Annotated in this window: 22 protein-coding genes and 1 pseudogene; 8 read left to right on the top strand and 15 right to left on the bottom strand. The window is 66.9% G+C overall.

The window, feature by feature from the left end; all coding sequences use genetic code 11:
- Positions 1–9: 9 nt before the first annotated feature.
- The 3 genes and pseudogenes from GC150_16955 to GC150_16945 form a co-directional block, all read right to left on the bottom strand.
- A pseudogene (locus tag GC150_16955) lies at positions 10–2,405 on the bottom strand (FAD-dependent oxidoreductase).
- Between the two features lie 149 nt (positions 2,406–2,554).
- A complete protein-coding gene (locus GC150_16950; GenBank protein MBI1386598.1) occupies positions 2,555–3,382 on the bottom strand; it encodes a PhnD/SsuA/transferrin family substrate-binding protein in 828 nt (275 codons plus the stop codon).
- The gene (locus GC150_16945) at positions 3,379–4,467 is read right to left on the bottom strand and encodes a fatty acid desaturase (GenBank protein MBI1386597.1); all 1,089 of its coding nucleotides are present in this window, start codon (positions 4,465–4,467) and stop codon (positions 3,379–3,381) included. The genes GC150_16950 and GC150_16945 overlap by 4 nt, the downstream gene beginning before the upstream one ends.
- 147 nt (positions 4,468–4,614) lie before the next feature.
- Between GC150_16945 and GC150_16940 the strand changes: the two genes are divergently transcribed.
- Positions 4,615–5,445 carry a helix-turn-helix domain-containing protein gene (locus tag GC150_16940; GenBank protein ID MBI1386596.1) on the top strand — a complete coding sequence of 277 codons (831 nt, stop codon included), beginning with the start codon at positions 4,615–4,617 and terminating at the stop codon, positions 5,443–5,445.
- A gap of 43 nt (positions 5,446–5,488) precedes the next feature.
- Here the strand turns inward: GC150_16940 and GC150_16935 are convergent, their stop codons facing one another.
- The 10 genes from GC150_16935 to GC150_16890 form a co-directional block, all read right to left on the bottom strand.
- Positions 5,489–6,019 carry a sarcosine oxidase subunit gamma gene (locus GC150_16935; protein MBI1386595.1) on the bottom strand — a complete coding sequence of 177 codons (531 nt, stop codon included), beginning with the start codon at positions 6,017–6,019 and terminating at the stop codon, positions 5,489–5,491.
- 3 nt (positions 6,020–6,022) lie between these two features.
- On the bottom strand, positions 6,023–8,980 hold the full coding sequence (locus GC150_16930) for a sarcosine oxidase subunit alpha family protein (protein MBI1386594.1): 2,958 nt from the start codon (positions 8,978–8,980) through the stop codon (positions 6,023–6,025).
- On the bottom strand, positions 8,970–9,248 hold the full coding sequence (locus GC150_16925) for a sarcosine oxidase subunit delta (GenBank protein MBI1386593.1): 279 nt from the start codon (positions 9,246–9,248) through the stop codon (positions 8,970–8,972). The genes GC150_16930 and GC150_16925 overlap by 11 nt, the downstream gene beginning before the upstream one ends.
- An 11-nt stretch (positions 9,249–9,259) precedes the next feature.
- Positions 9,260–10,510 carry an FAD-dependent oxidoreductase gene (locus GC150_16920; protein ID MBI1386592.1) on the bottom strand — a complete coding sequence of 417 codons (1,251 nt, stop codon included), beginning with the start codon at positions 10,508–10,510 and terminating at the stop codon, positions 9,260–9,262.
- A gap of 93 nt (positions 10,511–10,603) precedes the next feature.
- A complete protein-coding gene (locus tag GC150_16915; GenBank protein ID MBI1386591.1) occupies positions 10,604–11,896 on the bottom strand; it encodes an amidase in 1,293 nt (430 codons plus the stop codon).
- Positions 11,893–13,110 (bottom strand): DUF1116 domain-containing protein, encoded by a 1,218-nt coding sequence (locus tag GC150_16910; GenBank protein MBI1386590.1) that lies wholly within the window; start codon positions 13,108–13,110, stop codon positions 11,893–11,895. Before GC150_16910 ends, GC150_16915 begins: the two co-directional genes overlap by 4 nt.
- 18 nt (positions 13,111–13,128) lie before the next feature.
- Positions 13,129–13,761, bottom strand: a complete 633-nt coding sequence (locus GC150_16905; GenBank protein ID MBI1386589.1) for a hypothetical protein — start codon at positions 13,759–13,761, stop codon at positions 13,129–13,131.
- 9 nt (positions 13,762–13,770) lie between these two features.
- The gene (locus GC150_16900) at positions 13,771–14,409 is read right to left on the bottom strand and encodes a hypothetical protein (GenBank protein ID MBI1386588.1); all 639 of its coding nucleotides are present in this window, start codon (positions 14,407–14,409) and stop codon (positions 13,771–13,773) included.
- Positions 14,406–15,761, bottom strand: coding sequence for a Rieske 2Fe-2S domain-containing protein (locus tag GC150_16895; GenBank protein ID MBI1386587.1), 1,356 nt, complete (start codon positions 15,759–15,761; stop codon positions 14,406–14,408). The genes GC150_16900 and GC150_16895 overlap by 4 nt, the downstream gene beginning before the upstream one ends.
- Before the next feature lie 26 nt (positions 15,762–15,787).
- A complete protein-coding gene (locus GC150_16890) occupies positions 15,788–17,260 on the bottom strand; it encodes an aldehyde dehydrogenase family protein (protein ID MBI1386586.1) in 1,473 nt (490 codons plus the stop codon).
- A 297-nt stretch (positions 17,261–17,557) separates the two neighbouring features.
- On the opposite strand from GC150_16890, the gene GC150_16885 reads away from it, so the two are divergent.
- Positions 17,558–18,121, top strand: coding sequence for a thiamine pyrophosphate-binding protein (locus GC150_16885; protein ID MBI1386585.1), 564 nt, complete (start codon positions 17,558–17,560; stop codon positions 18,119–18,121).
- Between the two features lie 36 nt (positions 18,122–18,157).
- Here the strand turns inward: GC150_16885 and GC150_16880 are convergent, their stop codons facing one another.
- Complete coding sequence (locus GC150_16880; protein ID MBI1386584.1) at positions 18,158–19,105, bottom strand: LysR family transcriptional regulator; 948 nt, start codon at positions 19,103–19,105, stop codon at positions 18,158–18,160.
- A 99-nt stretch (positions 19,106–19,204) separates the two neighbouring features.
- Between GC150_16880 and GC150_16875 the strand changes: the two genes are divergently transcribed.
- From GC150_16875 to pcaD, 3 genes are read left to right on the top strand one after another with little or no spacing between them, the layout of a single operon-like run.
- Positions 19,205–20,818 carry an NAD(P)-binding protein gene (locus GC150_16875; protein MBI1386583.1) on the top strand — a complete coding sequence of 538 codons (1,614 nt, stop codon included), beginning with the start codon at positions 19,205–19,207 and terminating at the stop codon, positions 20,816–20,818.
- The gene (locus GC150_16870) at positions 20,815–21,336 is read left to right on the top strand and encodes a hypothetical protein (GenBank protein ID MBI1386582.1); all 522 of its coding nucleotides are present in this window, start codon (positions 20,815–20,817) and stop codon (positions 21,334–21,336) included. The genes GC150_16875 and GC150_16870 overlap by 4 nt, the downstream gene beginning before the upstream one ends.
- Positions 21,324–22,142, top strand: a complete 819-nt coding sequence (gene pcaD / locus GC150_16865) for a 3-oxoadipate enol-lactonase (protein MBI1386581.1) — start codon at positions 21,324–21,326, stop codon at positions 22,140–22,142. Before GC150_16870 ends, pcaD begins: the two co-directional genes overlap by 13 nt.
- 3 nt (positions 22,143–22,145) lie before the next feature.
- Here the strand turns inward: pcaD and GC150_16860 are convergent, their stop codons facing one another.
- Positions 22,146–23,231: an EamA family transporter gene (locus GC150_16860; protein MBI1386580.1), complete on the bottom strand. Its 1,086-nt coding sequence runs from the start codon at positions 23,229–23,231 to the stop codon at positions 22,146–22,148.
- A gap of 237 nt (positions 23,232–23,468) precedes the next feature.
- Between GC150_16860 and GC150_16855 the strand changes: the two genes are divergently transcribed.
- The 3 genes from GC150_16855 (at position 23,469) to GC150_16845 (ending at position 26,301) form a co-directional block, all read left to right on the top strand.
- Positions 23,469–24,284: an ABC transporter permease subunit gene (locus GC150_16855; GenBank protein MBI1386579.1), complete on the top strand. Its 816-nt coding sequence runs from the start codon at positions 23,469–23,471 to the stop codon at positions 24,282–24,284.
- 4 nt (positions 24,285–24,288) lie between these two features.
- Entirely contained in the window at positions 24,289–25,155 is an 867-nt protein-coding gene (locus tag GC150_16850; protein ID MBI1386578.1) for an ABC transporter permease subunit, read from the top strand.
- A 69-nt stretch (positions 25,156–25,224) separates the two neighbouring features.
- The gene (locus GC150_16845) at positions 25,225–26,301 is read left to right on the top strand and encodes an extracellular solute-binding protein (GenBank protein MBI1386577.1); all 1,077 of its coding nucleotides are present in this window, start codon (positions 25,225–25,227) and stop codon (positions 26,299–26,301) included.
- The last annotated feature ends 14 nt before the right edge of the window (positions 26,302–26,315 follow it).

Genomic DNA, 26,315 nt, shown 5'->3' with positions numbered 1-26,315 from the left:
TTGGCCAGTTCAGCTCTTCAACCGCGCGTTGGCCGGGTCGTATGCCGGTTGAGCAATGACGCGAGCCGAACGGTCCCGATCGATGAGGCGGATCGTGAATTCGGTGCCCGGTGCAGCGAGGCCCGGCTCCACGTAGGCGAAGACGAGGGACTTTTCGACCGCGAACCCATAGGCACCCGATGTCGTGACACCGACCAGCCGGCCCGCGTGATAGACCGGCTCGCCGCCGAGACAGTCGGCATCTTCCACAGTGACCTCGAGGTAGACGAGAGAAATGCGCGGACCCTGCTGGCGCGAGGCCTCGGTCGCGGCCTTACCGATGAAGTCCGGCTTCGACCAGGCGACGAAGCGCGCCATGTCACCTTCGACCATCGTGATCTCGGTGGTGATGTCCGAGCCGTAACCGCGATAGGCCTTTTCCATCCTGAGGCTGTTCATGGCGTAGGTGCCGAAGAGGCGGAGCCCATGCGGGCGGCCCGCCGCCATCAGTGCATCGAAGACCGCAGGGAGCGCATCCATCGGGGCGTGCAATTCCCAACCGAGTTCGCCGACATAGTTGACGCGTAGCGCGTGGACGGAAATGCCAGCGATCTCGAGCGTGCGGCCCGTCAGCCAGGGGAAGGCGGCATTCGAGACATCGGCGGCGGTAACGGAAGCCAGCACGTCCCGCGCCTTCGGGCCGGCGAGAACCAGCGTTCCATAATCATCCGTCTTGTCGTCGATCCGCACATCCTCGCCAGGGCGTACGGCGTTGCGGATGTGGTGGAAATCGGCGTGCTGGGCCGTCGCTCCGGAGAGTACGTAGAACCAGTCGCCCGCCATGCGCGTGATCGTCGCTTCGCCGAGGATGCGCCCGCCCTCGTTGAGGAAGTGCGAGAGCACGATACCACCCGGCTTGCCGGGGAGCTTATTGGCGGTGAGCCGATCGAGAACGGCGGCGGCGTCGCGACCCGAGACCTCGAACTTGGCGAAGGTGGAGAGATCCATGAGGCCGACGCCCTGGCGCACGGCCAGCGCCTCTCGCCGCACCGCTTCGAAGGCATTCGAGCGGCGGTACGAATGCTTTTCCGCGTCGCCGGGTCCCGAACCGGTGGTCGGGGCATCTGCGTACCAGCGGGCGCGCTCCCAGCCGGCGACCTGCTGGAACTGGGCGCCATGCGTTCGCAAGCGCTCATGGAGACTCGAAACGCGAACCGGTCGCCCGACGACGTGCTGGCGGCCCGGCGGCATGCACGTATACATGTGCTGGTAGTCGTCCACCGAGGTCACGCGGGCATATTCCGCCGTTGCCCAGTTGCCGAAGCGACGCGGATCGAATTCCGCCATGTTGATTTCGGCGGCGCCGTGCACCATCCACTGGGCGAGGTACTTTCCTGCGCCCGCGCCCTGGCAGATGCCGATGGAGGCGCCGTTCGACATCCAGTAGTTGGGAGCACCGGGCGCCGGACCGAGGAGGAAGTTGCCGTCCGGCGTATGCGTGATCGCCCCGGAGATCACGGATTTTATACCGGCCTTGGCGAAGAGCGGCATGCGCTCCGTGGCGCGCTCGAGCCAGGGGGTGAGGCGGTCGAGTTCGTCGGGGACGAGCTCGTTCTCGAAATCCCACGGAACGCCGGCATCGAAGCAGGTGCGCGCGCCCGATGTCTCGTACGGCCCGACGAGGACGCCGTTCGTCTCCTCGCGGATGTAGCAATGCGACCAGGGATCGCGCACGACGGGCAGCTCCGGGGCGAGGTCGATCAGTTCCTGCACCGGTTCGGTGATGATGTAGTGGTGCAGCATGTTGGCGATCGGCACGTTGTGGCCGGTCCAGGAGCCGACCACATCGGCATAGGAGCCCGCGGCGTTGACCACGTGCTCGCAGACGATGTCGCCCTTCTCGGTGACGACCCGCCACTCGCCGCTCGCCTCGCGCACGATGTTCGTTACGCGATTCCGCCTGGAGATGGTCGCGCCTTTGCGCCGAGCGCCGGCGGCCATGGCCATCGTGACGTCGGCGGGCGCGACGTGACCGTCCGTCACTGTGAGGAATCCGGCCTTGACGCCGAGGTCTCGATATAGGGATGATATTTACGGATATCGTCCGGGCCGATGACGTGACTTTCGTAGCCGATGAGGCGCGACATCGCCTCGACCCGGTGGAACCAGTCGACCTCTTCGTCCGAGAGCGCGAGGCGGATGCCACCGCAGCCGTGCCAGCTCACGGCCTGGCCGGTCAATTCCTCGAGGCGCGGATAGAGGAGCGTGCCCTCGAGGTGGATCTTGGCGAGGTTGTAGGAGCCGACGAACTGCGGACACTGGCCAGCGGCGTGCCAGGTCGAACCCGACGTCAACTCGCCCTTTTCGACGAGGACGACATCCGTCCATCCCTCCTCGACCAGATGATAGAGGAGGCCGACGCCCATGACGCCGCCGCCGACAATGCACACCCGCGCGTGGCCCGGTATCTCTGCCATTTCTTCACCTGCCGGTTCCTTGCGGACCGCCGGACGCGGCCCATCCATTCGCGCCCGAAACTAGCGCAGAACGGCGGGCAGGCAAGCGCCCGATTGCGTCAATGCGCGGCGGTACCAGTCACATCCAGATAGGGCGCAACGCGCGGCGCAACGAACGCATCCATCTCGGCAATGGAACCATAGGCGGCGGCATCCAGAACGCTCGCACCTTCCAGCAGCATCGCCCGGCGGGCGGCAGCAAGCTCCGGCGATGGATCGGCGAGCATGCGAAAGAGTGCCAGGCGAATGCGGTCCAGCTCGTGCGAGCCCCGCTCGTGTGCCGTGATGAATGGCAGGCCGGGATGCGCCGGGGATCGAGCGATCACGCGAAGGCGGGCAACGAGGTCTTGCTGATGACGATTGAACATGGCCCAGCAGACCGAGTCGATCGCGGCACAATCCGCGCGCCCTTCGGCGACCCGAAGGGCCGATGCGTTGTGCCCACCGGTCAAATCGACACGCTCGAGGAAGGGGGCATCGACACTCTCTGGCGGCAGGACCGCAAAGAGGGCGTTGCTGCCGGACTGCGAATCGAACCGGTTCACGGCGGCGACACGTCCCACGAGATCGGCGGGTGAGGCGGCGGGGTCATCCTTGCGAACGACGATGACGCTCGTGTAGTCGGGCCCGGTGCAACCGGCGGCGGCGTAGTGCGGGGTGGCGACGAGCTGGGCGCTCCTGGCGACCTCGCGAACGAAGGGCAGGCCACAGGTTTGCGAAAAGAGCAGGCGTGGATCGTGCCAATGGAGGCGCGCACTCTCGTCGGGCGGGCGCACGTCGATGCCGGAAAATCCCTCCCGTTCCAGTTCGCGGGCGAGCGCTGAGGCGAGCGTTGCGCAGGCGTCCCGCGTCTCGTCGAACGCGTAATAGCTGAAGGCGAGGATCATCCGGTCACACCTGCCATGTTCCTGCGCCCTTCGATTTCGACTCTTGCCCCGTCCGCCGAGCGGACCTCGACTTCGTGCGATGCTTCGTTCGACGCAACGCCGGCCGCAGACGCCAGTGTGGCATCCGTCCGGCGGTGGAGGAACGGATGAACGACGCCGTTCACCTGGCGCAGGAAAAAGCGGGCGAAGATCTCGCGATAGCCATTGAACACATACCGCCCGTTGGCCGCCAGCACCGCATCACGCCGCTGCCGGTAGAGGGCCGGCAAGTCGTACCATGCCACGGTCGGTTCAGCGTGGTGCAGCGCGTGCAGATTGTTGTTGAGGAAGAGCAGGGCGAACGGCCCCCGGCTCTCGACGATGACCGAGCGGTGCGGCACGGCGGGCTCGGCGCGATGCTCGGCGAAGGTGCGGATGCCGAGAATGGAAAGTGCCGGATAGGCGACGGCCAGCGCGTAGACCAACGGATGGATGCCGGCCCAGAGCACCACGATCGCAAGCACCACCACCAGCCCCGCGAGATGGCGAAGCCAGGCGTCGATGACGTGCCGGTCGCCGGCAGCGATCAGCCGCATGTCGTTGACGAGGAACCCGATCACGCCGACCGCCGGACCGACGAGGAGGCGGCCGAGGAGAGTCGCATTGAAGCGCAGGAGGAGACGCATCGCGGGCGAAAGGCGCGACCAGTCACCCTCGGCGACGAACCAGCTTTCCGGATCGTCGTAGGGGTCGGTGAGGCGCGTGTTGCGGTGGTGGCGCAGGTGCAGCAGGCGAAAGCGGCGATAAGGGTAGGCGAGCCCGATCGGCAGGAAGACGAGAGCCTCGTTGAGGTGCGGGTTGCGGGTCGGATGGCCGTGCAGGGCCTCGTGCTGCAGCGAGGAGTGCAGGGTCGTGGCGAAGATGGCGAGCATCAGCCCGAACCACGCCGGCGGGCCCCCCATGCCACCGAAGGCCGCGATGCCCGCAAGCCAGGCGGCGTGGCAGACCGCGAGCATGGCGAACGTCCGCCACTCGCGCGCCGCGCCGGACCCGGTCGAACCACCGTGCCGCGGCGCCAAGCCGTTGATTCCCTTCGCATCGCCCATGGCGCAGCTCCGTCGTGCCAGATGCACGACGTTGGGCGGATCCGGGCGATCACGACAACGTGAGTATTGCTCACTTCAGGTTGAGAATGATGCAATCATACTGCAGAATGTTTTCTTTAGTAACCAATTGTTTCATTCCGTAATCAAATGGACAAACGCGACATCGCTGCCGTCTTCCGCGTGCGGCTGCGCGAGTTGATGGCGCGCATGCAGCTGACCCAGGCGCGGCTCGCGGCAGCGGCGCACGTCGACCGTTCGGCGCTCGCTCAGGTTCTGTCCGACGCCAGCCCACGACTGCCGCGCGCCGAAACGCTGATCAACATCGCCCATTCGCAGGGTGTCAGCCTCGACTGGTTGCTGGGGCTGCGGGACGAGGATGCGCTGGCGACGGAGGTTTCCGAAAGCGTCGAGATCGAGGAAGGGGTGCGCGGTGCCGACGACTCCCGCCTCGAGGCCTGGCGCAAGGAGGTTGCCGGAGCGAAAATCCGCTATGTGCCTTCGCGGCTCCCGGACCTGCTCATGCTGCCCGAGGTGACTGCTTTCGAGCACGGCCGGCGCAGCGGCCCCTCGACCGAGATCAAGGTGGAGCACACCGAGCAGGCGCTCGACTATTCCCGTCGACCGGAAACGGACATGGAGATCTGCATGCCCCGTGAACGGCTCTTCGGTCTCAAGCGCGGGGAAGACATCTGGCGCGAGTTGCCCGAGACGCTGCGGGCCCGCCAGCTCGCGCACATGGCCCGCCTCGTCGATGAACTCTATCCGACCGTGCGGCTCTACCTCTACGACGGTCGGGAGGTCTATTCGGCGCCCTACACCGTCTTCGGTCAGCAGCGCGCCGCGCTCTACATGGGCGACATCTACGTGGTGCTGACGGCACGCCCGACGGTCGAGCGCCTGTCGCGGCATTTCGACCAGTTGATCCGGCGCGCCACCGTCGCCTCGCACGAGGCGTCGCGGTTCATCGCGAACCTCTGAGGAGAGGAAGTGACGGGCCGCGACCGGACGGCCTCCACTCTGCTCAGGGATGGGAAATGCCGCCGGTGCCGGTGGTGGCGCGGGCGAGGTAGTCGGCGATCATGTTGGCGTAGCTGCGCTCGACGGCGAGATCGAAGCCGTCCGGCCGGCGAACGACGAGCGCCGGCAGGCCGAATGCCTCCGTCAATGCGGCACCCTCCTCGGGAAAGGCACGCGAGTGGACGTCGAGCGGGCTCGCGATCGCGACGATGGCGCCCGCATCGCGACCGCGGATCGAAAAGAAGGCGTAGGCGTCACTCAGCAGCACGGCGCTGGCGCCCCCGGCGCGCATGCGTTCCGCCTCCTCCTCGGCGACCACGGCAATCCGCGCTTCCTCGGCGATCGGCGCCGTCAACAGCCAATGGTCCTTGCCGATCCAGTGGACGGCAAGGTCCGGACCGCGTGCCGTCGTCATGGGGCGGTCGGGAAGACTGGCGCCGAGGCGCGCGAGAACGGCCGCGACGGTCGTGCCGCGGCCCTTCAGATCGAGCACCGCGGCCATAGGCTCGCGCTTGACTTCGACGACGTAAGCCATGGTTCAGCCCCTCAGCCGCTCGCCTTTCGGATCATGGAAGCATGGTCTGGTCACGACCATGGGTGCGATATCCTCTTTCATGCGGGCATGGACCGTCTCGCCGTGACGGGCGCGGCCATTGGCGAGGAGACCGAGCGCGACGGTGCGGCCGGCAACGACGCTCCAGACGCAAGCCGTCACCAGCCCTTCCGACGGTTCCCGGCGACCGCCCGGCGTCAAGGGAGCACCTTCCGCCACGAGACGCGACGGGTCAGCCGGCAGGAGGCCGACGAGTTCGCGGCGTGGCGCCGGTCCGGCACGCCGGATCTCCATGGCGCGCTTGCCGATGAAATCCTCCTTCGTCTTCGAGACGATCCAACCCATGCCGAGGTCGAAGGCATCGACGGTGCCGTCGGCCTCGTGGCCGAGGGAGAGAAACCCCTTCTCGACCCGCAGCACGTGATTGCCCTCCGAGCCGACCGGCGTGATGCCATGCGCCTTGCCGGCAGCCATTAGTGCCTCCCAGAGCGCGAGGGCATCGCGCGAGCGCACGTTCACCTCGAAGCTCAGCTCGCCGGTGAAGCTGACGCGGCAGACGCGCGCCGGAATACCCGCAACCCTTCCCTCTCGCATCGCCATGAACGGAAAAGCCGACGGTGAAAGGTCGAGATCGGTGCCTGCGGCCTCCATGACCTCGCGCGCCTTCGGGCCGCAGACCGTCGCATTCGCCCAACGGGTGGTCATGGTCGTCACGCGGACATCCCACTCCGGTCGCTCGATCTGGAGAAAATGCTCGATGTGGCGGTAGACGAGGTCGGCGTTGCCCGTCGATGTCGACATCCAGTAGTGGTCGTCGGCGAGCTTGATCGTGACGCCATCGTCGAGGATCAGGCCATCGTCGCTCAACATCAGACCGTAGCGCCCCATGCCGGTCGCAAGGGATGCGAAATCGTTGGTGTAGAGCATGTCGAGGAGCCGCGCGGCGTCGCGCCCCTGAATATCGAATTTGCCGAGGGGAGAGCCGTCGTAGATACCGGCTCCTTCCCGCACCACCCTGCTTTCGCGGTCGACGGTCTCCTGAAAGCTTTCACCGGGGAGGGGATAATATCCCGGACGCCGCCAGCGGGCGCCGGCCTCGTACATCGTCGCTCCCCTCTCGACGTGCCAGGCCGTGAGCGGGGTGTGGCGATAGGGGAGGATGACGGATTCCTCGCGCAAGCCCGCGATCGCCCCGAATTCGACCGGAACGTAGGGCGGGCGGAACGTCGTGGTGCCGACCGCCTCCATGGCGATGCCGCGACGGCGGGCGACGGACCCCACCACATTGATGTTACCGGTCTTTCCCTGATCGAAACCCATGCCGGCCGTGGTGTAGCGCTTGACGTGCTCGACGGCTCCGTAGCCCTCACGGATCGCGAGATGGACATCGGAAAGGGTGACGTCGTTCTGGATGTCGACGAAAGCCTTGGCGCCCGGCTTCATGCCGTCGACGTGCCACAGGGAGTGGATATCGTAGGGCGTCTCACCCGGGGTGGCGGGAACGGAGAGATCCGAGGCCGCAGGAGAAGACGACGTACCGAGGGCGGCGATAGCGGTCCCGGCCACGGCGACACCGGACGCCATTGCACCACCGAGGTCGAATATTCCGTCCGCGCCGCCCGCGCATGCGAACGGCCCCGCCACCGGTCCCGGGCGAAAGGCGGCAATGGTCTCGTCATAGACGAGCGGCCCGCGCGACTGGGAAAACAAATGCACGGTCGGCGACCAGCCACCAGAGAGGCAGAGAAGGTCGCAGTCGATATCCTCCGAACGGCCGCCGTCTATGGGGCGGATGGCAACGCCGTCGACGCGGCGCCGGCCGTGGGCCTTTGCAACGACATGTCCGGCGCGCAGTTGCGTGCCGGCCGGCAACCGCTCCTGACCGGGCGCGCCGTGTGGCCGGGCATCGACGATCGCCTCGACCGCGATGCCCGCCGCCGCAAGATCACCGGCAGCATCGTAGGCGCTCGAATTGTTGGCGAAGATCACCGCCCGGCGCCCGGGCACGACAGCATGTCGATTGACGTAGCGGCGCGCGGCAGAGGCGAGCATGACGCCCGGCCGATCATTGCCCTCGAAGACCAGCATCCGCTCGATGGCGCCGGCGGCGACGATGAGACGGCGGGCGCGAATGCGCCAGGTGCGCTGGAGGAGGTGCGCGACATCGGGCGAGCGCTCTGTCACGAGCACGTAATTATTTTCTCTGACTGCCCAGGCGGTGGCATCGGTGAGCCGCACGACGTCCGGCATCGCGTCCAGCTCGGCGGCGACCTTGGCGGCCCAGTCGACACCCGGCAACCCGTCGATGGTGGTGCGACACGCCAGCAGCGAGCCGCCCGGCTCCGATTGATCGTCGACCAACACGACACGGCAACCGGCCCGCCCGGCAGTCAGTGCCGCCATGAGGCCGGCCGGCCCAGCACCGACCACGAGGACGTCGCAGTGCCAGTTGCGGCTCTCGTAACGCCCCTTGTCCGGGCGCCGGGCCGGCGCACCGGCGAGGCCGGCCGCACGGCGGATGAATGGTTCGAAGAGATGCCAATCCGGCCACATGAAGGTCTTGTAGTAGAAGGCCGCCGGCAACAAGCCGGAAAACAACTGGTTGATCGCCATGAGGTCGAACGACGGCGACGGCCAGCAGTTGACGGAACGGGCATCGAGCCCTTCGCGCAGCCTGACCGCGGTGATCGGCTGGTTCGCGCTCGCATCGCCACCCTGAAGCTCGACGAGGCTCGCGGGCTCTTCGACGCCGGCGCCGACGATGCCGCGCGGGCGATGATACTTGAAGCTGCGGCCGGTGAGGGAAACGCCGTTGGCGAGCAGCGCGGAGGCGAGGGTGTCGCCTTCGTAGCCGACGTATTCCCACCCGTTGAAACGAAAGCGAAGCGGGCGGGAACGGTCGATGGCGCCGCCGGAGGGGAGGCGAAAGGCATTATGCTTCATGGCTCGCCGCCCCTGCGCCAGCATCCGCAACGAGGATTTGATGCGTCACGGTATCCCGAGTCAGTTTGAACCACATGCCGCAGCCGCGCATGTGCCACCAGCTTTCGAGGACCGGTCCCATCGGATTCTCCGGCACCGTCAGATAATCCACCCAGGCGGCCGCGTCGTGCGAATTCGGGTCGTCCGGACGGCGCGGGCGCGACGGGCCGGCATTGACGAATTCGCTTTCGTTCCTCTCGCCACAGAACGGGCAGGGCACAACGAGCATGTCGGGAAACCTCAGCGGGCGGTGGTCGTACCGGACTCGAGGATGAAATCCAGCGTCCGGAAGCGATCGAGGGAGAATGGGACGACGAGCGGATGGGGCTCGTCGTTGGCGATCAGGTGGGCCAGTGTGTAGCCGCCGGCGGGGATCGCCTTGAAGCCGCCCCACCAACCGGCGGAAATGTAGAGACCCGGAATCTCGGAGCGGCTGACGATCGGGGAGGCATCGTGCGCGATGTCGAGCGTACCGCCCCATTGGCGCAGCATCTTGAGGCGCCGGAAGGATGGAAAGAGTTCGAGCATCGCGGCGACGGCATCCTCGAAGACCGTCTGCTTGATGTCGCGGCGGAACGACTGGCCCGGATCGGGGGCACCGCCGATGACCAGTTCCCCCTTGTCCGACTGGCTCAGATAAACGCCGATGTCGGGGCAGTTCACGATGACATCGACGAGCGGCTTGACCGGCTCGGAGACGAAGGCGGTCAGGTTGAAAGTTCGCAGCGGCAGCCGCAGGCCGACCGTCTCGGTGAGCGTCGTCGTGTGACCGGAGACGACGACCGCGACTTTCTTGGCCCTGATGCGGCCGCGCGGCGTCTCCACACCGGCAATGGCACCATCCGGTCCGCGCAGGAGGGAGGTGACGGGCGTGTTCTGATGCATCTCGACGCCGCGCGAGTCCGCCGCGCGGGCATAGCCCCAGGCGACCGCATCGTGGCGGCAGACGGCAGCGTCGGTGTGCACCATGCCGGCGACGATCGGCAGACGGGTGCCCGGACCGCCGCCCGTCAAGGGTGGGATGCGGCGGCGCAATTCCTCGACCGAAATCGGCTCGTAGGTGGAGCCATAAAGGTCCATCGTTAGCATGCGCCGGCGAATTTCACGCAGCTTGGGATACGTCTGGATGACGTCGATCATGCTGCGCTTGGAGTACATCAGGTTGAAGTTGAGTTCGCGGGTCAGACCATCGAACAGCGCGACGCTCTTGACGAAGAACGGAATGCTGGCGTCGCGCATGTAGTTCGAGCGGATCGTGACGGTGTTGCGCGCAACATTGCCGCCGCCGAGCCAGCCCTTGTCCAGCACCGCGACGTCGGTGATGCCGTGGTGGGCGGCGAGATAATAGGCGGTCGCGAGACCATGGCCGCCGGCCCCGATGACAACGACGTCGTATTCCTCCTTCAGCGGCGGGCTGCGCCAGGCCTCCCACCAGTTCTGGTGCCCGGAGAGCGCATTTCGCGCCAAGCTGAAAATGGAATAGCGCTTCACGGCATCCCCCAATACCCACCGTCCCCCTCGAACTCGATGGCGGACGTGCACCATGCCAGCCCCGGCCGGTTCCGGTGCCGTTGTCAACCGCCCTCAAGACTTCGGCGCAAGAACTCCGGCGGCCCAGGCCGCCACCGCGAGAAGACGGTCGTCGCCGCCGTGGCGGCCGACGAGTTGCACCGCGAGCGGCAGACCGTTCGGCCCGGTCCCTGACGGCAACGCAATGCACGGCACCTGCAACAACGTCCAGGCGCGGCTGTAGAGCGGATCGCCAGTGGCCCCCAGCCCCGCGGGCGCCTCTCCCGGAGCAGCGGGAGCGAGAATGGCATCCACCTCCATGAACATCTGCTCGAGAATCCGCTGGGCAGTGGCCCGGGTGCGCACAGCCGCCTCGTATGCGGCGCGCGGGATGGCCAGTCCGGTTTCGACCAGGGAGATGAAATGATCGCTCACCTGCGAGCGGTGGCGGGAATATTCGTAGATCCGCGTGCGTGCGGTTTCGTAAGCCATCACCGTCTTCTGAGCTTCGGTGAGATCTCCGAAGATGTCGGGATGCGCAAGCTCGCCGGTCTCGGCGCCAGCGGCGGCGAGCTTCGCGAGAGCCGTGGTGCAGGTATCGCGCATCTCCAGCGACCCCTCCCACCAGTGCGGCCCACGCATCAGGGCAATGCGGGGGGCGCGGTCCTCGAACCCGGCCGAAGCGGCGGGATCGCTGTGGCAGAGTGCGGCCCGAACGAGGATGAAATCGGTCACATCGCGGGCATAGACGCCGAGCGTGTCGAGGCTGGGAGCCAAACCCATCACACCGTCGAGGTCGAAGTCGCCATGCGTCGGCTTGTAGCCCGGAACCCCGCAATAGGCGGCCGGGCGGATCAGGGAGGCGGCCGTCTGCGAACCGAAGGCGAGCGGCACCATGCGATCGGCGACGGCGGCGGCGGAGCCGCTCGACGAGCCGCCGGGCGTGTGGCCGAGGTTGACGGGATTGGCGGTCTTTCCAGGAGAAAAATAGGCGAACTCGGTGCTGACCGTCTTGCCGACCGGAACGGCGCCCGCCCGGAGCATCAACTCGACGCAGCTCGCATTGCGGCCCGTCCGGCGACCCGCGTAGACGCGCGAGCCCCAACCGGTCGGATGGTCGGCGGTCTCGATGATGTCCTTGATGGCAAAGGGCACGCCGTGGAGGGGGCCAACCGGCGGCGATTGGTCGGCGGCCTTCGCCGCGGCGATCACGCGCTCGGGGTCGATGGAAATGAAAGCCCCGACCGCTTCCTCGCGCTCGGAGATGCGGGAAAGGCAAGCCTGCATGACGGCCTCGGCAGTCGTGATGCCGGCCCGGATCGAGGCCGCGACCTCGGCCGCTCCGAGATGCGCGAGCGGGGCGGTCATGCGTGGGCTCCCTTCTCGTCGAGTGCGGCCGCGGCCGCAGCGAACGAATTGACCGGCATGTCGTAGATGCCGCCACCGAGTCGGCCTTTCTCTCCCGTGCGGTCGATCATGCCGAGCGCGATGACGGGGCCGCGACCGAAACCGGCGGCGGCGCGGGCCGACACGCCGAGCCGCACATCGAGAGCACGGAAGTAGGGATGGATGCCGAGACGCAGGTGTGCGCGGCGGTCGGCGGCGTCGACGGGGAGGAATTCCCCGAGGCCCTTCATCTGCTCGGGAGCAGTATCGATCGCCATGGCGCCGAGCCCGAAGGCCTCGACGACGGCGCTGTCGCCAACGGCGCCCATGACGCGATCATTCGGGACGGCGACATCGAGACGGCCGACAGGGGGCCCCGCGCGATCGATGAACCAGCGGCCGGGCAGACCCGATACCTGGATACCGGTCTCCTGGCCGTTGCCGCCGGCGGCCGTCACGAGGCCGGAACCGGCGACGCCGGAAGCGACCGTCATGATGCATTTGGTGGCGGCCATCCAGAGATTGAGGAAGAGGCTCGGCGACGCGCGCATGAATTCGAGTGCAGCGGCATCGCGGATGCCGCCGGGGGAGCGCTCCTCGAGTTCCTCGATCCATGCCGCGGTCGAGGCAACGGTGCGCCCGTGGCAGTCGTCGCCCGCCGAAAGGCCGGCGACGGCGAGCGGGATGACGCCGATGCCCTCGGCGATGCCCCGCTCCAGCGTCTCACAGAAGGCGTCGTTCAGCCAGCGGATGTGCTCGAGGACCACCATCGAGCGTTGGCCAAGGCGCAGCGCCGGGCGCGAACCGCCATTGATCGGGGCGAAGGTCCGCACCTGGCCGCGATGGGCATCATAAACCGCGTGGAGAGGCATGGAGGCGCTGACGACGGCGGCGAGCGGCGTCACCACGCCATGATCCTGGGCCGGTCGGAGCACGATCTCGCCGGCGCGGATCATGTCCTCGGCGCGCTCGAAGTCGGGGGCGAGGCCTTCGTAGACGGCCGCGACCGTCGCCGAGTTGAGGATCGGGGGCGAGATCGAGGCCGCCGAGCGGAAGGCCGGTCCCGCATGCAGGAGCACGTTGCGCTCGAGGCCGAACGCATCGGCGGCGGTCTGAAGGCGGTTCCACACGGGCTGGGCGGTGACCGCGCGGTCGAACGCCAGGCGATCGGCGGGATGGAGCTCGGAGCTGGGCATCGGGCGGTCCTCGGTGGCCTAGCCGTTCGCGGCGGCGGGCGGAATGATCCACGTTTCTGAGAAATAGAGGAAGGCGGTCGTGGTTTCCATGCCGGCCTGCACGCGCTTGCCGACGTGGCCGGGCAGCGGGCGGCCGTTGACGAGGATCGCGGCCCGGCGGGCGGGCACGAGCAGGGTAAACATGGTGTGTGCCCGGGTGCCGACCTGATCGGGCGAGAGCTCCAGCGCCATGGGGGCCTCGAGGTCCTCCCAGACGAGCTGGACGGCAAGCTCACCCGTCGTCATCGTCTCTGCATAGCGCCCGCCCATGGGATCGCCCTCGGGTGCCGCGGCGCGCGCCTCGAGGAGCCGCAGACCGCCGAACGCCGGGGCCTGACGGAACGCGGCGAGCCGAGCGATGAAGCCGTCCCGGAGGAATTCAGCGAGCGCCAGATTGTCGGCAAGCAGGACGTTCGGCGCATCGGCGGGCGCCTCGGCCGCGGCCGGGCTCGCATATAATAGGAGGGCGTGACCCTGACCGACGGGCGACCAGGCGACGCGGAAGAACAACGCCATGGCGGCGAACCCGTCGCTGTCGTCCTTCAGCAGGATGCCGGGATTTTCCCCCGTCCAGTCGACGGTGCCCGGCGTGATCGGCTCGGAGAGCGGCATGGTGGGCTCCTAGCTGGCCTTGTCGCGCGACGCGGCGGGCGTCACCCAGGTTTCCGAGAAGGCGAGAAACGCCGTGCTCATGGTGCGCCCGAAGAACTGGCGCTCGCGCACCGCGCCCGGCAAGGGCGTACCATTGATGACGATCGAGGCGCGGCGGGCCTCGAGGAAGACCGAATACATCTCGTGCATCTTGGTCGCCGAATTCTCGCGCGTCACCTCGACGGGCAGGGGCGGGCCCATATCCTCCCAGCGCAATTCGAGCGCCAGACCCGAGCCGCGTAGGACCTCACTGTAGCGCGTCGAAAGATCACCCGGCCGACGCTCGACGGAATCGAGGTGGAGCCAAGTCATCGCACCGAGGCCCGCCCGACCGAGGAAGGTCGGCATGTAGCGCACCCATCCGTCGACGATCCAACGCATCATCTGCTGGTTATCGGTGAGGATGAAATTCGGCACGGACGGCCAGCCGCGAGCCTCGCCGGGAGCACCCAGAACGATCGCCGCATGACCACGGCCATGCGGCGAGAGGACGACCCGAAAGAAGAGCGCCAGGGCGGTATAATCGCCCGCCGCGTCCTCTTTCAGGTAAATCCCGGGATTTTCTCCGGACCATTCGACACGGCCGGGGTTGATGGCAACGCGGCTCATGCCCAGCTCGCCTCGTACTTCTTCAGCTCGGAGACGATGTGCGCCTTGCGTTCCGCGCCGGAGAGGTGATCGGCCGACATGTAGATCTCCGCGACCTTGTGGGCGACCTCCTTGAGCACGGCACCGTCGTCGCGGCCGGGCTGCGGCGGAATGCGAAGCATGCTGTCACCACCGTAGGTCGGAATCGGCATCTTGAAGGAGAGCGAGGGCTGCACGGCGGGCTTGCCTTCCTTGACGGCGCGGATGGCCGCGCGCAATTCACGCCGCACCTTGCCGACGCCGCGGTCGGTGAAGCCCATGTTCTCCCGCGCGTGAATGTTCCTCGGGCCCTGCGAGACCCAGGCGTCGTAATCGCCCGGATCGCGCTGGCGCTGCTCGTAGGAGCGATCGGGACCCTGGCCGTAGAAGTCGGTCGTACCGTAGCCGACCTCGGCCTTGTTGGTCAGGCCGCGCGGATCGTCACCCTCGCGGAAGTGTCGCCAGGCGATGACCATGGTGTTGGTGTCGTCGATCGGGGTGACCCAGCGCGAGAGGCCGCAGCGGCCGAAATAGCGCGAGTCCTCGGGGAGAGGGAAATGGCCGCCGTTCTGGGTGAAGCTCGGCAGCATCTTGTCGTGGATGCGCAGCCAGATGATGTCACCAACGCGACGGGTGTTCGTGTAGAAATTGCCGTAGGGCCGCTCGAAGAACTCGATCATCGGCAGTTCGGCGAAGGCCTCGATGAACTGGGTGCGCACCGCCTTGGTGTGCAGATAGACGACGTGGAACGGGTCCCACGCGTTTTCCATCACCTGCAGCCAGTTGCACGGCGATTTGATGAGGTAGGGGATCATCTCGTCGCCCTCCTCGTCGAACGTGTCGAACACGGGGAACGGCGGCATGGTCGACGGCGGGCCCATGTAGGTGAAGGCCAAGCCCTTGTATTCGATGACGGGGTAAGCGCCGAGGCAAGCCTTGTGCTTGACCTGGCTCGCCGGCGGCTCGCAGGGCGTATCGAGGATCGTGCCGTCGTTGCCGTATTTCCATCCGTGATAGCTGCAGCGAATGCCGCCGTGCTCGATGATGCCGAATTCGAGCGACATGTTGCGGTGGGCGCAGTGCAGGTGGACGAGGCCGAGCTTGCCGCCCTTCTCGCGGAAGATAACGAGATCCTCTCCCAGCACGCGGATGCGGTAGGGCAGATCGCCGACCTGGTTCGTCATCGCCACCGGCATCCAGTAGCGCCGCAGATACTCGCCGCAATCCGTCCCCGGACCAACCTCGCTCAGCTCCGGATCCGGCTCCATCTTCCAGACATCCTGGCGCTGGTGGCCGCGGTAATTGCCTTCGGGAATCTCGAATGGCGATGTCATCGTTTCATATCCTCCAGCCTCCAGCCTCAACGGGCCGCGAACGGATCCGCGACCGGTCTCGTGCCTATCCAAACCGATTTCACCTGCTGATAGTCCTTGACCGCGTCCGGTCCGAGTTCGCGGCCGTAACCCGACCGCTTGCAGCCGCCGATGGGCGCACCGGGATCGACGCTGCGATAGTGATTTACGTAGACGGTGCCTGCGCAAATGCCGGCAGCGAGGCGCCGGGCGCGCTGCGGGTCGGACGTCCAGACCCCGGCGGCAAGCCCATACGCGCTGTCGTTGGCGAGCGCGAGGGCCTCGGCCTCTCCCCTGAAGGACGTCACCGCGAGGACCGGTCCGAAAACCTCCTCGCGCCAGAGCTGCATGGCCGGCGTCACGTCGGCAAAAACCGTCGGCTCGACGAAGAGGCCACCGGGCTTGGCTTCGACGCGTGCGCGGCGACCGCCGGCAAGGCATCGTGCCCCCTCGACCCGCGCGCGTTCGATCATCGCGAGGACCTTTTCGAGATGGGGCGCGTTGGCGAGGGGGCCGATGTCGGTCGCCTCGCTCATCGGATCACCTATTCGCAGCGCCCGCACGCGCTCGAGCAGGGAATCGAGAAACGGCCCGAGGATCGCTTCTTCGACGATCGCGCGCGAACCAGCGACGCAGGTTTGACCATTCGAGAGGAAAATGCCGGAGAGCACGCCGTTCACGGCGCTTTGGAGGTCGGCGTCCGCAAAGACGAGTTGCGGCGACTTGCCACCGAGTTCGAGCGTGACCGGCTTGACGCCGGCCGCGGCGGCGGCCGCGACCCGGCTGCCGCCGAAGTCGGAGCCGGTGAAGCTGACCTTGGCGACGCGGGCATCACGCACGAGCGCCTCGCCGACCTCGTGCCCGTAACCGGTGACGACGTTGACGGCGCCGGCCGGCAGGCGCGTCGCGCCGAGGAGTTCGGCGAAGCGCAAGGTCGAAACGGAGGCATGCTCGGACGGCTTGACCACGACGGTGTTGCCGGCCGCGAGCGCGGGACCGAGCTTCCATGCGGCGATCATCAGCGGGGAGTTCCAGGGCGTGACGGCGAGGACCACGCCGAAGGGCTCGTAGCTCGCCTCGCTCTCGATGCCGGGCGTGGCGTTCTCCAGCGGGTGCGCCGAAATCCGGGACGCTTCGCGCGCGAAATGGCGATACCAGCCGGAAAGGGAGCGAAACTGGGCGCGCACCTCGGTGATGCGCTTGCCGTTGTCGCGGACCTCGGATTCGACCAGTTCCTCCCAGCGCGCATCGAGAACGTCGGCGATGCTGGACAGGGCGTCGGCGCGAGCGGATGGGCTCGAGGTTCCCCAACCATCGTCGAAGGCCGCGCGGGCGGCGGACACCGCGGCGGCGGCATCGGCCGCGTCACCTCGCGCGATACGGCACCAGACCTCGCCGGTCGCCGGGTCGATCGATTCGATCATGCCTCCCGAAACGGGGGGCTGCCAGCGCCCGGCAATCACGTGACCAAAAGACTGCATCGACTGGACCGAACCCGGAGCCGCACCCTGCACCCTGCCGATCCTCTCGCACCTGCGTGGCGCCGCAGGGCGAACGAGCCACCCCTCGGACGAGACTGTTGCGGCCTCGGCCCCGCGCTCCGCAGTTGATCGACGCCGACGAACGTAGCATAATCTTTCCGAATGTGAAGCACTGCCGATGCGCCAGCTTGTGATGGATAGGTCGCAGCATGCGGCGTCATTTTCGATGAATGTCGATCGTCCTTCGGCGATGCCCGGCCGCCAGGCGGGTCGCCACGTCGCGAGTTGGGGCCAAGCATGCGGAGAGACCACGCGCTCGAAATCCTGAAGCGGCACGTCGGCGACGACATCGTCGTGGCCGTCTATCAGGCGTTGTTCGACTGGATGGCCATCGCGCCGCGCCCGCTCAACTACATCTCCACCGGCGCCATGGGGGCGGCCTCGTCGCACGCGCTCGGTCTCGCGCTCGCGCGACCCGACAAGCGCGTGCTCTGCTTCGACGGCGACGGGAGCCTGCTCATGAACCTTGGCTCGCTCGTCACGATCGCGGGCGCGGCGCCCGAGAACCTGCGCCACTTCCTCTTCTACAACGGCACCTACGAAGTGAACGGCGCGCATCCATTGCCAGGACCGGAGCGCATCGACTTTGCCGCGATGGCACTCGCGGCCGGCTACCGGCGGGCCTGGACACTGGCGGCGCTCGGCGAGCTGGAGGAAAATATCGCTGCGATTCTCGAAAGCCCCGGCCCAAGCCTCACAGTGCTCGCGATCGAGCCGGGCGAGAACTACCCGCGCGACTATGCCACCATTCACAGCAGCGCGGCGCGCGAGCGGTTTCGCACGGCAATCAACCAGGTCTGATCAGTCGGCGGCGGGCGGTACGCGTCGAAGCGATCGTCAGGCCCCGACCGACACCTGGACCTGCTCGTCGAGGAAATGGCGCTCGACCATGGCGAGGAACTCCTCGGCGATGGCCGATAGCGGCTGGTTCGCATACCAGATCAACGCCAGTTCGACGAGGACGACAGGCTCGAACGGGCGCACGACGCAGCCCACGACGGCCTGATCGGGCAGGTAGGGGCCGACGATGGCGACACCGAGCCCGGCCGCCACCATGGCGCAGACACCCTCGGTGGTGCGCACCTCGAAGCGCATGTCGCGCGAAATGCCCGCCTCGCGGAACAGCGAGTCGATGCGGTGGCGGTAGACCGAATCTGGACGGAACGAGATGTAGCTCTCGCCGCGCAGATCCTGCGGTCGGATCACCTCGGCGCGGGCCAGCGGATGGCCGACCGGCAGAAGACAAACGGAGGGCCCGGAATCGAGCACGCGGGAATTGACGTTCGCCGTTTCGATATAGGGGTGGGCGATGGCGACGTCGGCCTGCTGCGCGGTGATGAGATCGATGACGCCGTTGGTCGCCTGGATCTCGAGGGAGATCGAGACGTTCGGGTGCGTCTCGGCGAAGCGGCGCACCAGCTCGACACCCGCGCCGGCACCGATGCTCGGAATGGCGACCACGCGCAGCCGCTCGTGCTTGTAGGCGCGGATCGCCTCCGCGGCCTCGCGAATCCGGTCCAACCCGGCAAAGGCGCGGCGCACTTCCTCGAACAGGGCCCGCGCCTCGCTCGTCGGCACCAGCCGGCGGCCCGTGCGGTTGAAGAGGCGCAGTTGCACCTCCTCCTCGAAATCGGCGATCAGCCGGCTCATGGCCGGCTGCGAGATGCCCAGCATCTGCGCCGCGCCGGTCACCGTGCCGGTGAGCATCAAGGCGCGAAAGGCATCGAGCTGGCGGAAGGTCAAATGGGCACTCCCCGTCTGCGAACCATCTACGGCCGCTATCATAACATTACGACATATGGCAATCGGACCGGACGGCGTCCAGCCGGACTCGCGCGGACCTCGCCGATCTCGAAGTGCACGACGTCAGCCCTTGCGCCAACCATGGTTCGGGCGCCAGACTGGCACATGCAGTCGGACGTTTTGGTGATCGGGGGAGGGTTGTCGGGTGCCGTCTTCTCGCTTCGGCTCGCCGAGGCGGGGGTCGATGTCGTCTGCCTCGAGCAGGGGCGGCGATGGAGCCCGGAGGATTATCCCGGCCGGCGCGACGAATTCGAACTCGCCGCGCTCGGGCCGTGGCATGCGAACCCCAATGTGCGGCGCGGGCCGGACGACACGCCGATCGCAGACGATACCTCCGACATCAAACCGATGCTGTTTCACGGCGCCGGCGGCAGCACCATCCTCTACAGCGCCCACTGGATGCGCTTTCTGCCATCGGATTTCCGGGTCCGCTCACTCGATGGCGTGGCCGACGACTGGCCGATCGACTACCGCGAACTGGCCCCCTACTACGACGCGGTGGACCGCCAGTTCGGCGTCTCCGGTCTCGCCGGCGATCCGGCCTATCCGCCGCGCCCTGACTATCCGATGCCACCGCTGCCGATCGGGGCATGGGGCGAACGGGTGGCGGCGGCGCACATGCGGCTCGGCTGGCACTGGTGGCCGGGCTCGAATGCCATCGCGTCGCGCGCCTACGACGGCCGGCGACCCTGCGTGCAGCGCAGCACCTGCCGGGCGGGTTGCAACGAAACCGCCAAGGCCTCGACGGACCTCACACACTGGCCGAAAGCGGAACGGCTCGGGGCAAGGCTCGTCACCGGGGCGAGCGTGGCGCGCATCACGATCGACCACGCCGGCCGCGCCGACGGGGCGATCTATCACGATGCCGAGGGCCGCGAGCAGCACGCGCGGGCCCGTCTCGTCGTGCTCGCGGCGCATGCCATCGCGACGCCGCGAATTCTCCTGAACTCGGGCGGGGGTGGCCTCGCCAACAGCTCCGGACTGGTCGGACGCCGCCTGATGATGCACCCGCTCGCCCGCATCATCGGTCAATTCGACGAGCCGATGACCAGTTGGCAAGGGCACTGGGGCCAGAGCCTCTATTCCATGCAGTTCGCGGAAACGGACGGCGCACGGGGATTCCTCAGGGGCGCGAAGTGGAACCTGTCGCCCTCGGGCGGACCGCTGTTGGCGGCTCTCTATCCGCGTCCCGGGAAACGGGTCTGGGGTGAGGCGATGCACCGCAACGTCGCGGAATGGCTCGGGCGCTCGGCTGTCTGGGGCATCACGGCGGAGGACCTGCCGGACGAGAACAACAACGTCACGCTCGATGCGGCATTGCGCGACCGTCACGGCATGCCGGCACCGCGCCTCACCTACCGCATCGCGGAGAACGCGCGCGCGATGCTGGCCTTCATGTCGCGCCGGGCCGAGGAATCGTTCCTGGAGGCAGGGGCACGGCGGACGCTGACGCGCGAGCTCGTGGTGGAGAATGGCTGGCACGCGCTCGGCACCTGCCGGATGGGAGACGATCCCGAACGCTCGGTGGTCGATCGTTGGAACCGCTGCCACGACATCCCCAACCTGATGATCGTCGACGGCAGCGTCTTCGTGACATGCTCGAGCGTCAATCCGGCAGCGACGATCGCGGCGCTCGCGCTCAGGGCCGCGGACGGCGTCTTTGCGCGCCGCAGGGACATGGCGGTGGCGGGATGACCGACGGCGGCAAGAAGAATACTCAAACAGGAGAACCGGCACCTGGCGTGCTCGGACCGAGCCAGCGCGCGACGCTCGCCGGACTCGCGGCGCTCATCGCGCCCGCCCATAGCGCCATGCCGGGAGCCGACGAACTGGCGCTTTCCGGTGCCCCAACGGATGCCGTGCTGGCGGCGAGACCCGACCTTCTGGCGCCGCTCTCGCGGCTGCTCGAAAAGCTCGCCGGCACCGCGCCCGAGGCTGCGCTCGAGCGGATCGAAGCCGAGCAACCAGGTGAACTCACGTTGCTCATGCAGGTGGTGGCGGGTGCCTACTACCTGGATCGCCGGGTGCAGGCGGCACTGGCCTACAACGGCCAGCAGGCGCTCAGTCTGCCGCGGGACGGGTTCGGCGCCGAGGAGTTGGTGATGGAGATGATGGAGCGACCCGCGATGTACCGGGATGCCGGATCGTCGGACGCCGGGCATGGCGCAGGTGGCGGAACGCGGGTCGAAGGGGACGAGACATGGCGCGACTGAGGACCGGGGCGACGGAGATCGAATACGTCGTCGAGGGCACGCCTGGTCAGCCCTGGCTGGTGCTGCACCATTCGCTCGGCGCGAACCGCGGGCTCTGGGCGCCGCAAGTCCGCCAGCTCGGCGCGCACTTCGCCATCCTCAACATCGACGGTCGCGGACATGGCGGATCGTCGGTGCCACCCGGGCCCTATGCGATCGCCGACTTCGGGCGTGACGCGCTCGCGGTCATGGATCATGTCGGGGTCCGTCGGGCGGCCTTTTGCGGACTGTCGCTCGGCAGCATGGTCGGGCTCTGGCTCGCGCTCGAGGCGCCGGAGCGCTTTGCCCGCATGGTGCTGGTCGGCGCGAGCGCGGGCGTCGACGACAAATCGGGGTTCGACCGGCGGCTCGCACGGCTCGCCGAGGTCGGCCTCGAGGGGATCATCGACGAGTTGCTGGCTCGCTGGTTCACGCCGCCGTTCCTTACCGCCGGCCGCGAGGAGGTCGCGGCTGTACGGCGCATGGTGCTGGGCGCGCCGCTCGCCGGCTATGCCGCCTCGAGCATGGCAGTGCGCGACTTCGACGTGCGCGAGCGGCTGGTCGAGATCACCACGCCGCTCTTGCTGATCACCGGGGTCGGCGACGTTGCGACACCGCCAGCCGATGCCGAGCGCATCGCGGCGGGGGTGGCGGGCGCACAGCTCGAGATCATCGAGGGCGCCTCGCATCTCGTCCAGGTCGAGCGGGCCGAGGTGTTCGACGCACTCCTGGCCGAATTCCTCCTCGAAGGGGCGGGTTCGGGCCGCCGCGCGCGCCCCGTCGCCTGAGGTTCAGGGCGCCGGCCTGGGCGCGGGATCGTGCGCCGTTCGGGCGGCAACGGCCTGACGGCGCAGGGCCGCCTCCCGCCGACTGATGTAGGTGACGCTGCCCGCGATGAGGATCGAGCCGACCCAGGTCCAGACGTCGGGCACCTCGGCGAACCAGACATAACCGATGAGCGCCGCCCAGATGAGGCGCGTGAAGTTGAGCGGCAGCACGATGGTGGCATCGGCGAGCTGCAGCGATTTCGTCATGGCGAAATGACCGGCGGTGGCGGTGGCGCCGATCAGCGCGCCAACGAACCATTCCTCCAGGCTCGGCCAACGCCAGACCGGGATCGTCATCACGAAGGAGAACACCGTCATCAGGATGAGCGACCAGGCGATGATGGAGAGCGATGAATCGGTGCGCGAGAGTTCCTTCACGACGACCAGAGCGAGACCCCAGGTGATCGACGAGAGGAGAACCGCATAGGCGCCGAGCGAAGGTTCGATCAAGCCGGGGCGCAGAATGACGAGGGTACCGAGAAAGCTCACACCAACGGCCAACCAGCGCCGCCAGCGCATCGGCTCGCCGAGGAAGATCACCGCACCGACCGAGCCGAAGATGATCCCGACGAGGCTCAGCACAGTCGCCTCGGCCAGCGGCACGCGGGCCAGACCCCAAAAGAAGGTGACCGTCGAGACGGCGATCAGGACGCCGCGCAGCGCATGCAGGCCGGGGCGGTGGGTCACCAGACCCGCCCGACCCTTGCCGACGAGGAACGGGAGGATGAAAATCAGCCCGAAGATGCTGCGCAGGAACGTCACCTGGATCGCGGACATGTCATCGCCGATGTAGCGCACCAGCGCCTGCATCACCGACAGGAACAGCGTCGACAACAGCATGACGAGGATCGCCGTGACGACGTCACTACCGCCGTCGGTGACACCTTCGGCGCGGTGCGCTGCACTCATCTTTCGGGCTCCCCCATGCGAGCTGTCGACGACCACAGCGAACCTGCCACTGCCTGTGGCGACCTTCGGATACGCCCTCAGCCACGTCACTTCGGCGCACCCGTGCTCGCGAAGGGTTGGCATTCGGCCGACCGTTTGCATAACAAATCAGCATTTGCGATCGGGTGAAAGGGGCTTGACCGAATGACTGGAGGGTTCAAGAATGACGATGTGGGGGCTGGGGCGGTGCGCCTCGTTGCTTGGCACACGTTCGTGGAATAGGGCCCGCGAGGGTTCCTTACCGCGCCAATTGTGGTGGCGTCGGCGGTGGAGCCGGGCCGCGAGTCTGGGGGCGGAGAGTTGCACGTCCGTTGGTGGCTACTGCTCGTTCCCCCTTTCGTGTTCAGTTTCATCCTGGTCGCGGCGTCGCAGCTCGTCTTCCTGGAGCGCAGCTTCTTCAAGGATCTCGGGCTGGGGCGCACCGGCAAAGATTTCATCCTCGACAACTACGTCAGGTTCTTCACGGACGGCTTCTATCTGAACACCCTCTGGGTGACGGTGAAGACCTCGGCGCTCGCGGCACTCTTCACGCTCCTCCTCGGATTTCCCGTCGCCTACCTCATCGCGCGCATGCGCTCGAGGTGGGCGATGGTTCTGCTCGCGAGCATCGTCGTCTCCACCTTCATCACCATCGTCATCAAGGTCTACGGCCTCATCGTGATCTTCTCGGCGAGCGGGGTGCTGAACAAGACGCTGCTCTCGCTCGGCCTCGTCAGCGGACCCTACAGCATCTTCGGCAAGGAGACGGGCGTCGTCATCGGCCTCATGCATTTCACGCTCGGGTTCGGGGTGCTGCTCCTCTACAGCGTCATTCAGACCATCCCGCGCTCGTTCGAGGAGGCGGCGCAGATCCACGGGGCCAGCCGTTGGCGGGTCTATTACCGCGTAATCTTCCCACTGGCGTTGCCAGGTGTGACGGCCATGGTCCTCATGGTCTTCAACATGTGCATGGGCGCCTTCACCTCGGCCGCCTTGCTCGGGGGCGGACGCGTGTTCACGCTGCCGGTTCTGATCCAGCGGACCGTATTCATGGACATCAAGTATTCCATGGCGGCGACGCTGGCGGCCGTGCTGCTTTTCTCGGTCATCCTCATCAACATCCTCTCCATCTACCTGCTGCGGCGGATGCGGGCGGCCCATCTCGTGACGGTGTGAACAGATGGCCAGGCCCTTTTCCATCCACCGCGTGCAACGCCGCCTCGGCAAGGGTCTCTTCTGGCTCTACTGCTCACTGTCCTACATCTTCCTGCTCGCACCCATCGTCGTGGTGATCGGAACATCGTTCAACGGTCCCACCGAAACGGTCGACGCCTCCTTCGATTTCCCACCGAAGAACCTGTCCTTCCACTGGTACACTCAGATACCGCGAACACAATTCGAGGCGCTCGGGCTCAGCTTCGCGCTCGCCGCGATCTCGGCGGTCGGGGCGTGCCTGCTCGGGGTGCCGGCCGCGCTCGGTCTGGTCAGGAGCAACCTGCCCGGAAAGGCGCTGATCGCGGCAATCTTCCGGGCGCCATTGCAGATTCCCTCCATCGTGACGGGAATTGCTTTCCTTCAGCTCTACTATCTGGTCGGCGACCTCACCGGGCTCTACTGGCAGGGCACGCTGGCGGGCCTCGCGCTCGGCCACATCTTCGTTGCGACGCCCTATGTGGTCGGCACCGTCACGGCCATCCTGCAGCGCTTCGACCGGCGGCTCGAGGAGGCCGCTGTCATCCACGGCGCAACGCCCTGGCGCGCATTCCGGCGGGTGACGCTGCCGGTGATCATGCCGGGGGTCTATGCGGGTGCGCTCTATGCCTTCATGGTGTCGTTCGCAGACGTGCCGATCTCGATCTTCCTCACGGTGCCGGGGTTCGTCACCTACCCCGTCGAAATCTTCTTTGCGCTCGAGAACGACTTCGACCCGAGCCTCATGGCCTCGGCGAGCGTGGTGATACTGGTTTGCCTCGCGCTGCTTCTCGTCATGCAGCGGGTGGTGGGGCTCGAGGTCCTGCTCCGAACGGGGGGCGGAGGAGGGCGCTGACTGGGAGTTGACGCGACGACCGGTTGGCCGGAAGGCGCGTCCGGTTCTCTACTTGGAGGAGGAATACGAATGAGTGGATGGAAGTCGACTGGCGGCAAGGCCCTGATCGTCGGGACCCTGCTCGCAATCACGCAGGCGCTCGCCGGACCCGCGCTCGCCGGAAAATTCGATGGCGTAACGCTGCGAATCGGAACCTGGGGCGGCTCCTGGAAGGCCAACATGGAAGAGCGCATCGTGCCGCGCTTCGAGGCCGAAGGCGGCAAGATCGAGTTCGTCACCGGTAGCCCGCAGGCGAACTTCGCGAAAGTCGTCGCGGCACGCGGCCAGGCCCCGTTCGACATCATGGAGATTCTCGACGCGCAGGTCTCCGACATCCTCGAGGCCGGCTTCCTCCAGAAGCTCAACCTGGAGCTGATCCCCAACAAGCAGCACATGGACGCCTACCAGTACAACGAGAACATGATCGGGTCCTGGCACACCCAGGAGGTCATTTGCTACAATAAGGACAAGTTCGCAGAACTCGGCATCCCGGCCCCGACGACCTACAAGGATCTCGTGCGCCCGGAACTCGAGGGGCGGATTTCCTTTCCCGACATCAACTCGGGCGGTGGACTCGCCAATCTCGGCTCGCTCGCCTATGCGACGGGTGGCGATGAAAACAATATCAAACCCGCCCTCGAAATGCTCAAGGCCATGAAAATCCTCAAGTTCTGGTCGCAGGGCGGCGAGCTCGTGCAACAGTACCAGTCGGGCGACGTCTATGCCTCGGTCTCGAATGCCGGCTGGTGCCTCAGGGCGAAGAACGCGGGCGTCAACGTCACCAGCGTGCATCCCTTCATCAAGGAAGGCATGGTGGGTGTCGCCAAGGAAGGCTGGCTCGGCATCATGAGCAACAGCACGAACGTGGAGGCCGCGCACTGGTTCCTCAACGAATACCTCGACGAGGAATTCCAGCTCCTCTTCGCCAAGAAGAGCGGCATCACGCCGATCAACCGCAACGCCATCGCTCGCATGGGCGAGGACCCGGTGATCGCGGAGATGCTGGTCCTCGACCCGGTGAAGATCCAGAAGCAGCAGCGCACGGACTACTCGAAGTTCCAAATCTCCGACTGGACGGACGAGTGGAACCGGATGGTCGCCCAATAGTGACGCGAACCACG

Source organism: Hyphomicrobiales bacterium, assembly GCA_016125495.1.
In the GTDB taxonomy this organism is placed as follows: Bacteria; Pseudomonadota; Alphaproteobacteria; order Rhizobiales; family RI-29; genus RI-29.
The sequence above is the reverse complement of the archived record's forward strand: the minus strand, read 5'-3'. Positions and strand labels throughout refer to the sequence as shown.

Excerpts from the sequence above, each read along its gene's own strand:
- GC150_16895 (MBI1386587.1), bottom strand. The coding sequence starts at position 15,761 with ATGACATCGCCATTCGAGATTCCCGAAGGCAATTACCGCGGCCACCAG.
- pcaD (MBI1386581.1), top strand. The coding sequence starts at position 21,324 with ATGGCGCGACTGAGGACCGGGGCGACGGAGATCGAATACGTCGTCGAG.
- GC150_16910 (MBI1386590.1), bottom strand. The coding sequence starts at position 13,110 with ATGCCCAGCTCCGAGCTCCATCCCGCCGATCGCCTGGCGTTCGACCGC.
- GC150_16945 (MBI1386597.1), bottom strand. The coding sequence starts at position 4,467 with ATGGGCGATGCGAAGGGAATCAACGGCTTGGCGCCGCGGCACGGTGGT.
- GC150_16930 (MBI1386594.1), bottom strand. The coding sequence starts at position 8,980 with ATGAAGCATAATGCCTTTCGCCTCCCCTCCGGCGGCGCCATCGACCGT.
- GC150_16915 (MBI1386591.1), bottom strand. The coding sequence starts at position 11,896 with ATGACCGCCCCGCTCGCGCATCTCGGAGCGGCCGAGGTCGCGGCCTCG.
- GC150_16880 (MBI1386584.1), bottom strand. The coding sequence starts at position 19,105 with ATGATAGCGGCCGTAGATGGTTCGCAGACGGGGAGTGCCCATTTGACC.
- GC150_16940 (MBI1386596.1), top strand. The coding sequence starts at position 4,615 with ATGGACAAACGCGACATCGCTGCCGTCTTCCGCGTGCGGCTGCGCGAG.
- GC150_16900 (MBI1386588.1), bottom strand. The coding sequence starts at position 14,409 with ATGAGCCGCGTTGCCATCAACCCCGGCCGTGTCGAATGGTCCGGAGAA.
- GC150_16885 (MBI1386585.1), top strand. The coding sequence starts at position 17,558 with ATGCGGAGAGACCACGCGCTCGAAATCCTGAAGCGGCACGTCGGCGAC.
- GC150_16950 (MBI1386598.1), bottom strand. The coding sequence starts at position 3,382 with ATGATCCTCGCCTTCAGCTATTACGCGTTCGACGAGACGCGGGACGCC.
- GC150_16870 (MBI1386582.1), top strand. The coding sequence starts at position 20,815 with ATGACCGACGGCGGCAAGAAGAATACTCAAACAGGAGAACCGGCACCT.
- GC150_16905 (MBI1386589.1), bottom strand. The coding sequence starts at position 13,761 with ATGCCGCTCTCCGAGCCGATCACGCCGGGCACCGTCGACTGGACGGGG.
- GC150_16845 (MBI1386577.1), top strand. The coding sequence starts at position 25,225 with ATGAGTGGATGGAAGTCGACTGGCGGCAAGGCCCTGATCGTCGGGACC.
- GC150_16850 (MBI1386578.1), top strand. The coding sequence starts at position 24,289 with ATGGCCAGGCCCTTTTCCATCCACCGCGTGCAACGCCGCCTCGGCAAG.
- GC150_16935 (MBI1386595.1), bottom strand. The coding sequence starts at position 6,019 with ATGGCTTACGTCGTCGAAGTCAAGCGCGAGCCTATGGCCGCGGTGCTC.
- GC150_16925 (MBI1386593.1), bottom strand. The coding sequence starts at position 9,248 with ATGCTCGTTGTGCCCTGCCCGTTCTGTGGCGAGAGGAACGAAAGCGAA.
- GC150_16875 (MBI1386583.1), top strand. The coding sequence starts at position 19,205 with ATGGTTCGGGCGCCAGACTGGCACATGCAGTCGGACGTTTTGGTGATC.
- GC150_16890 (MBI1386586.1), bottom strand. The coding sequence starts at position 17,260 with ATGCAGTCTTTTGGTCACGTGATTGCCGGGCGCTGGCAGCCCCCCGTT.
- GC150_16860 (MBI1386580.1), bottom strand. The coding sequence starts at position 23,231 with ATGCAAACGGTCGGCCGAATGCCAACCCTTCGCGAGCACGGGTGCGCC.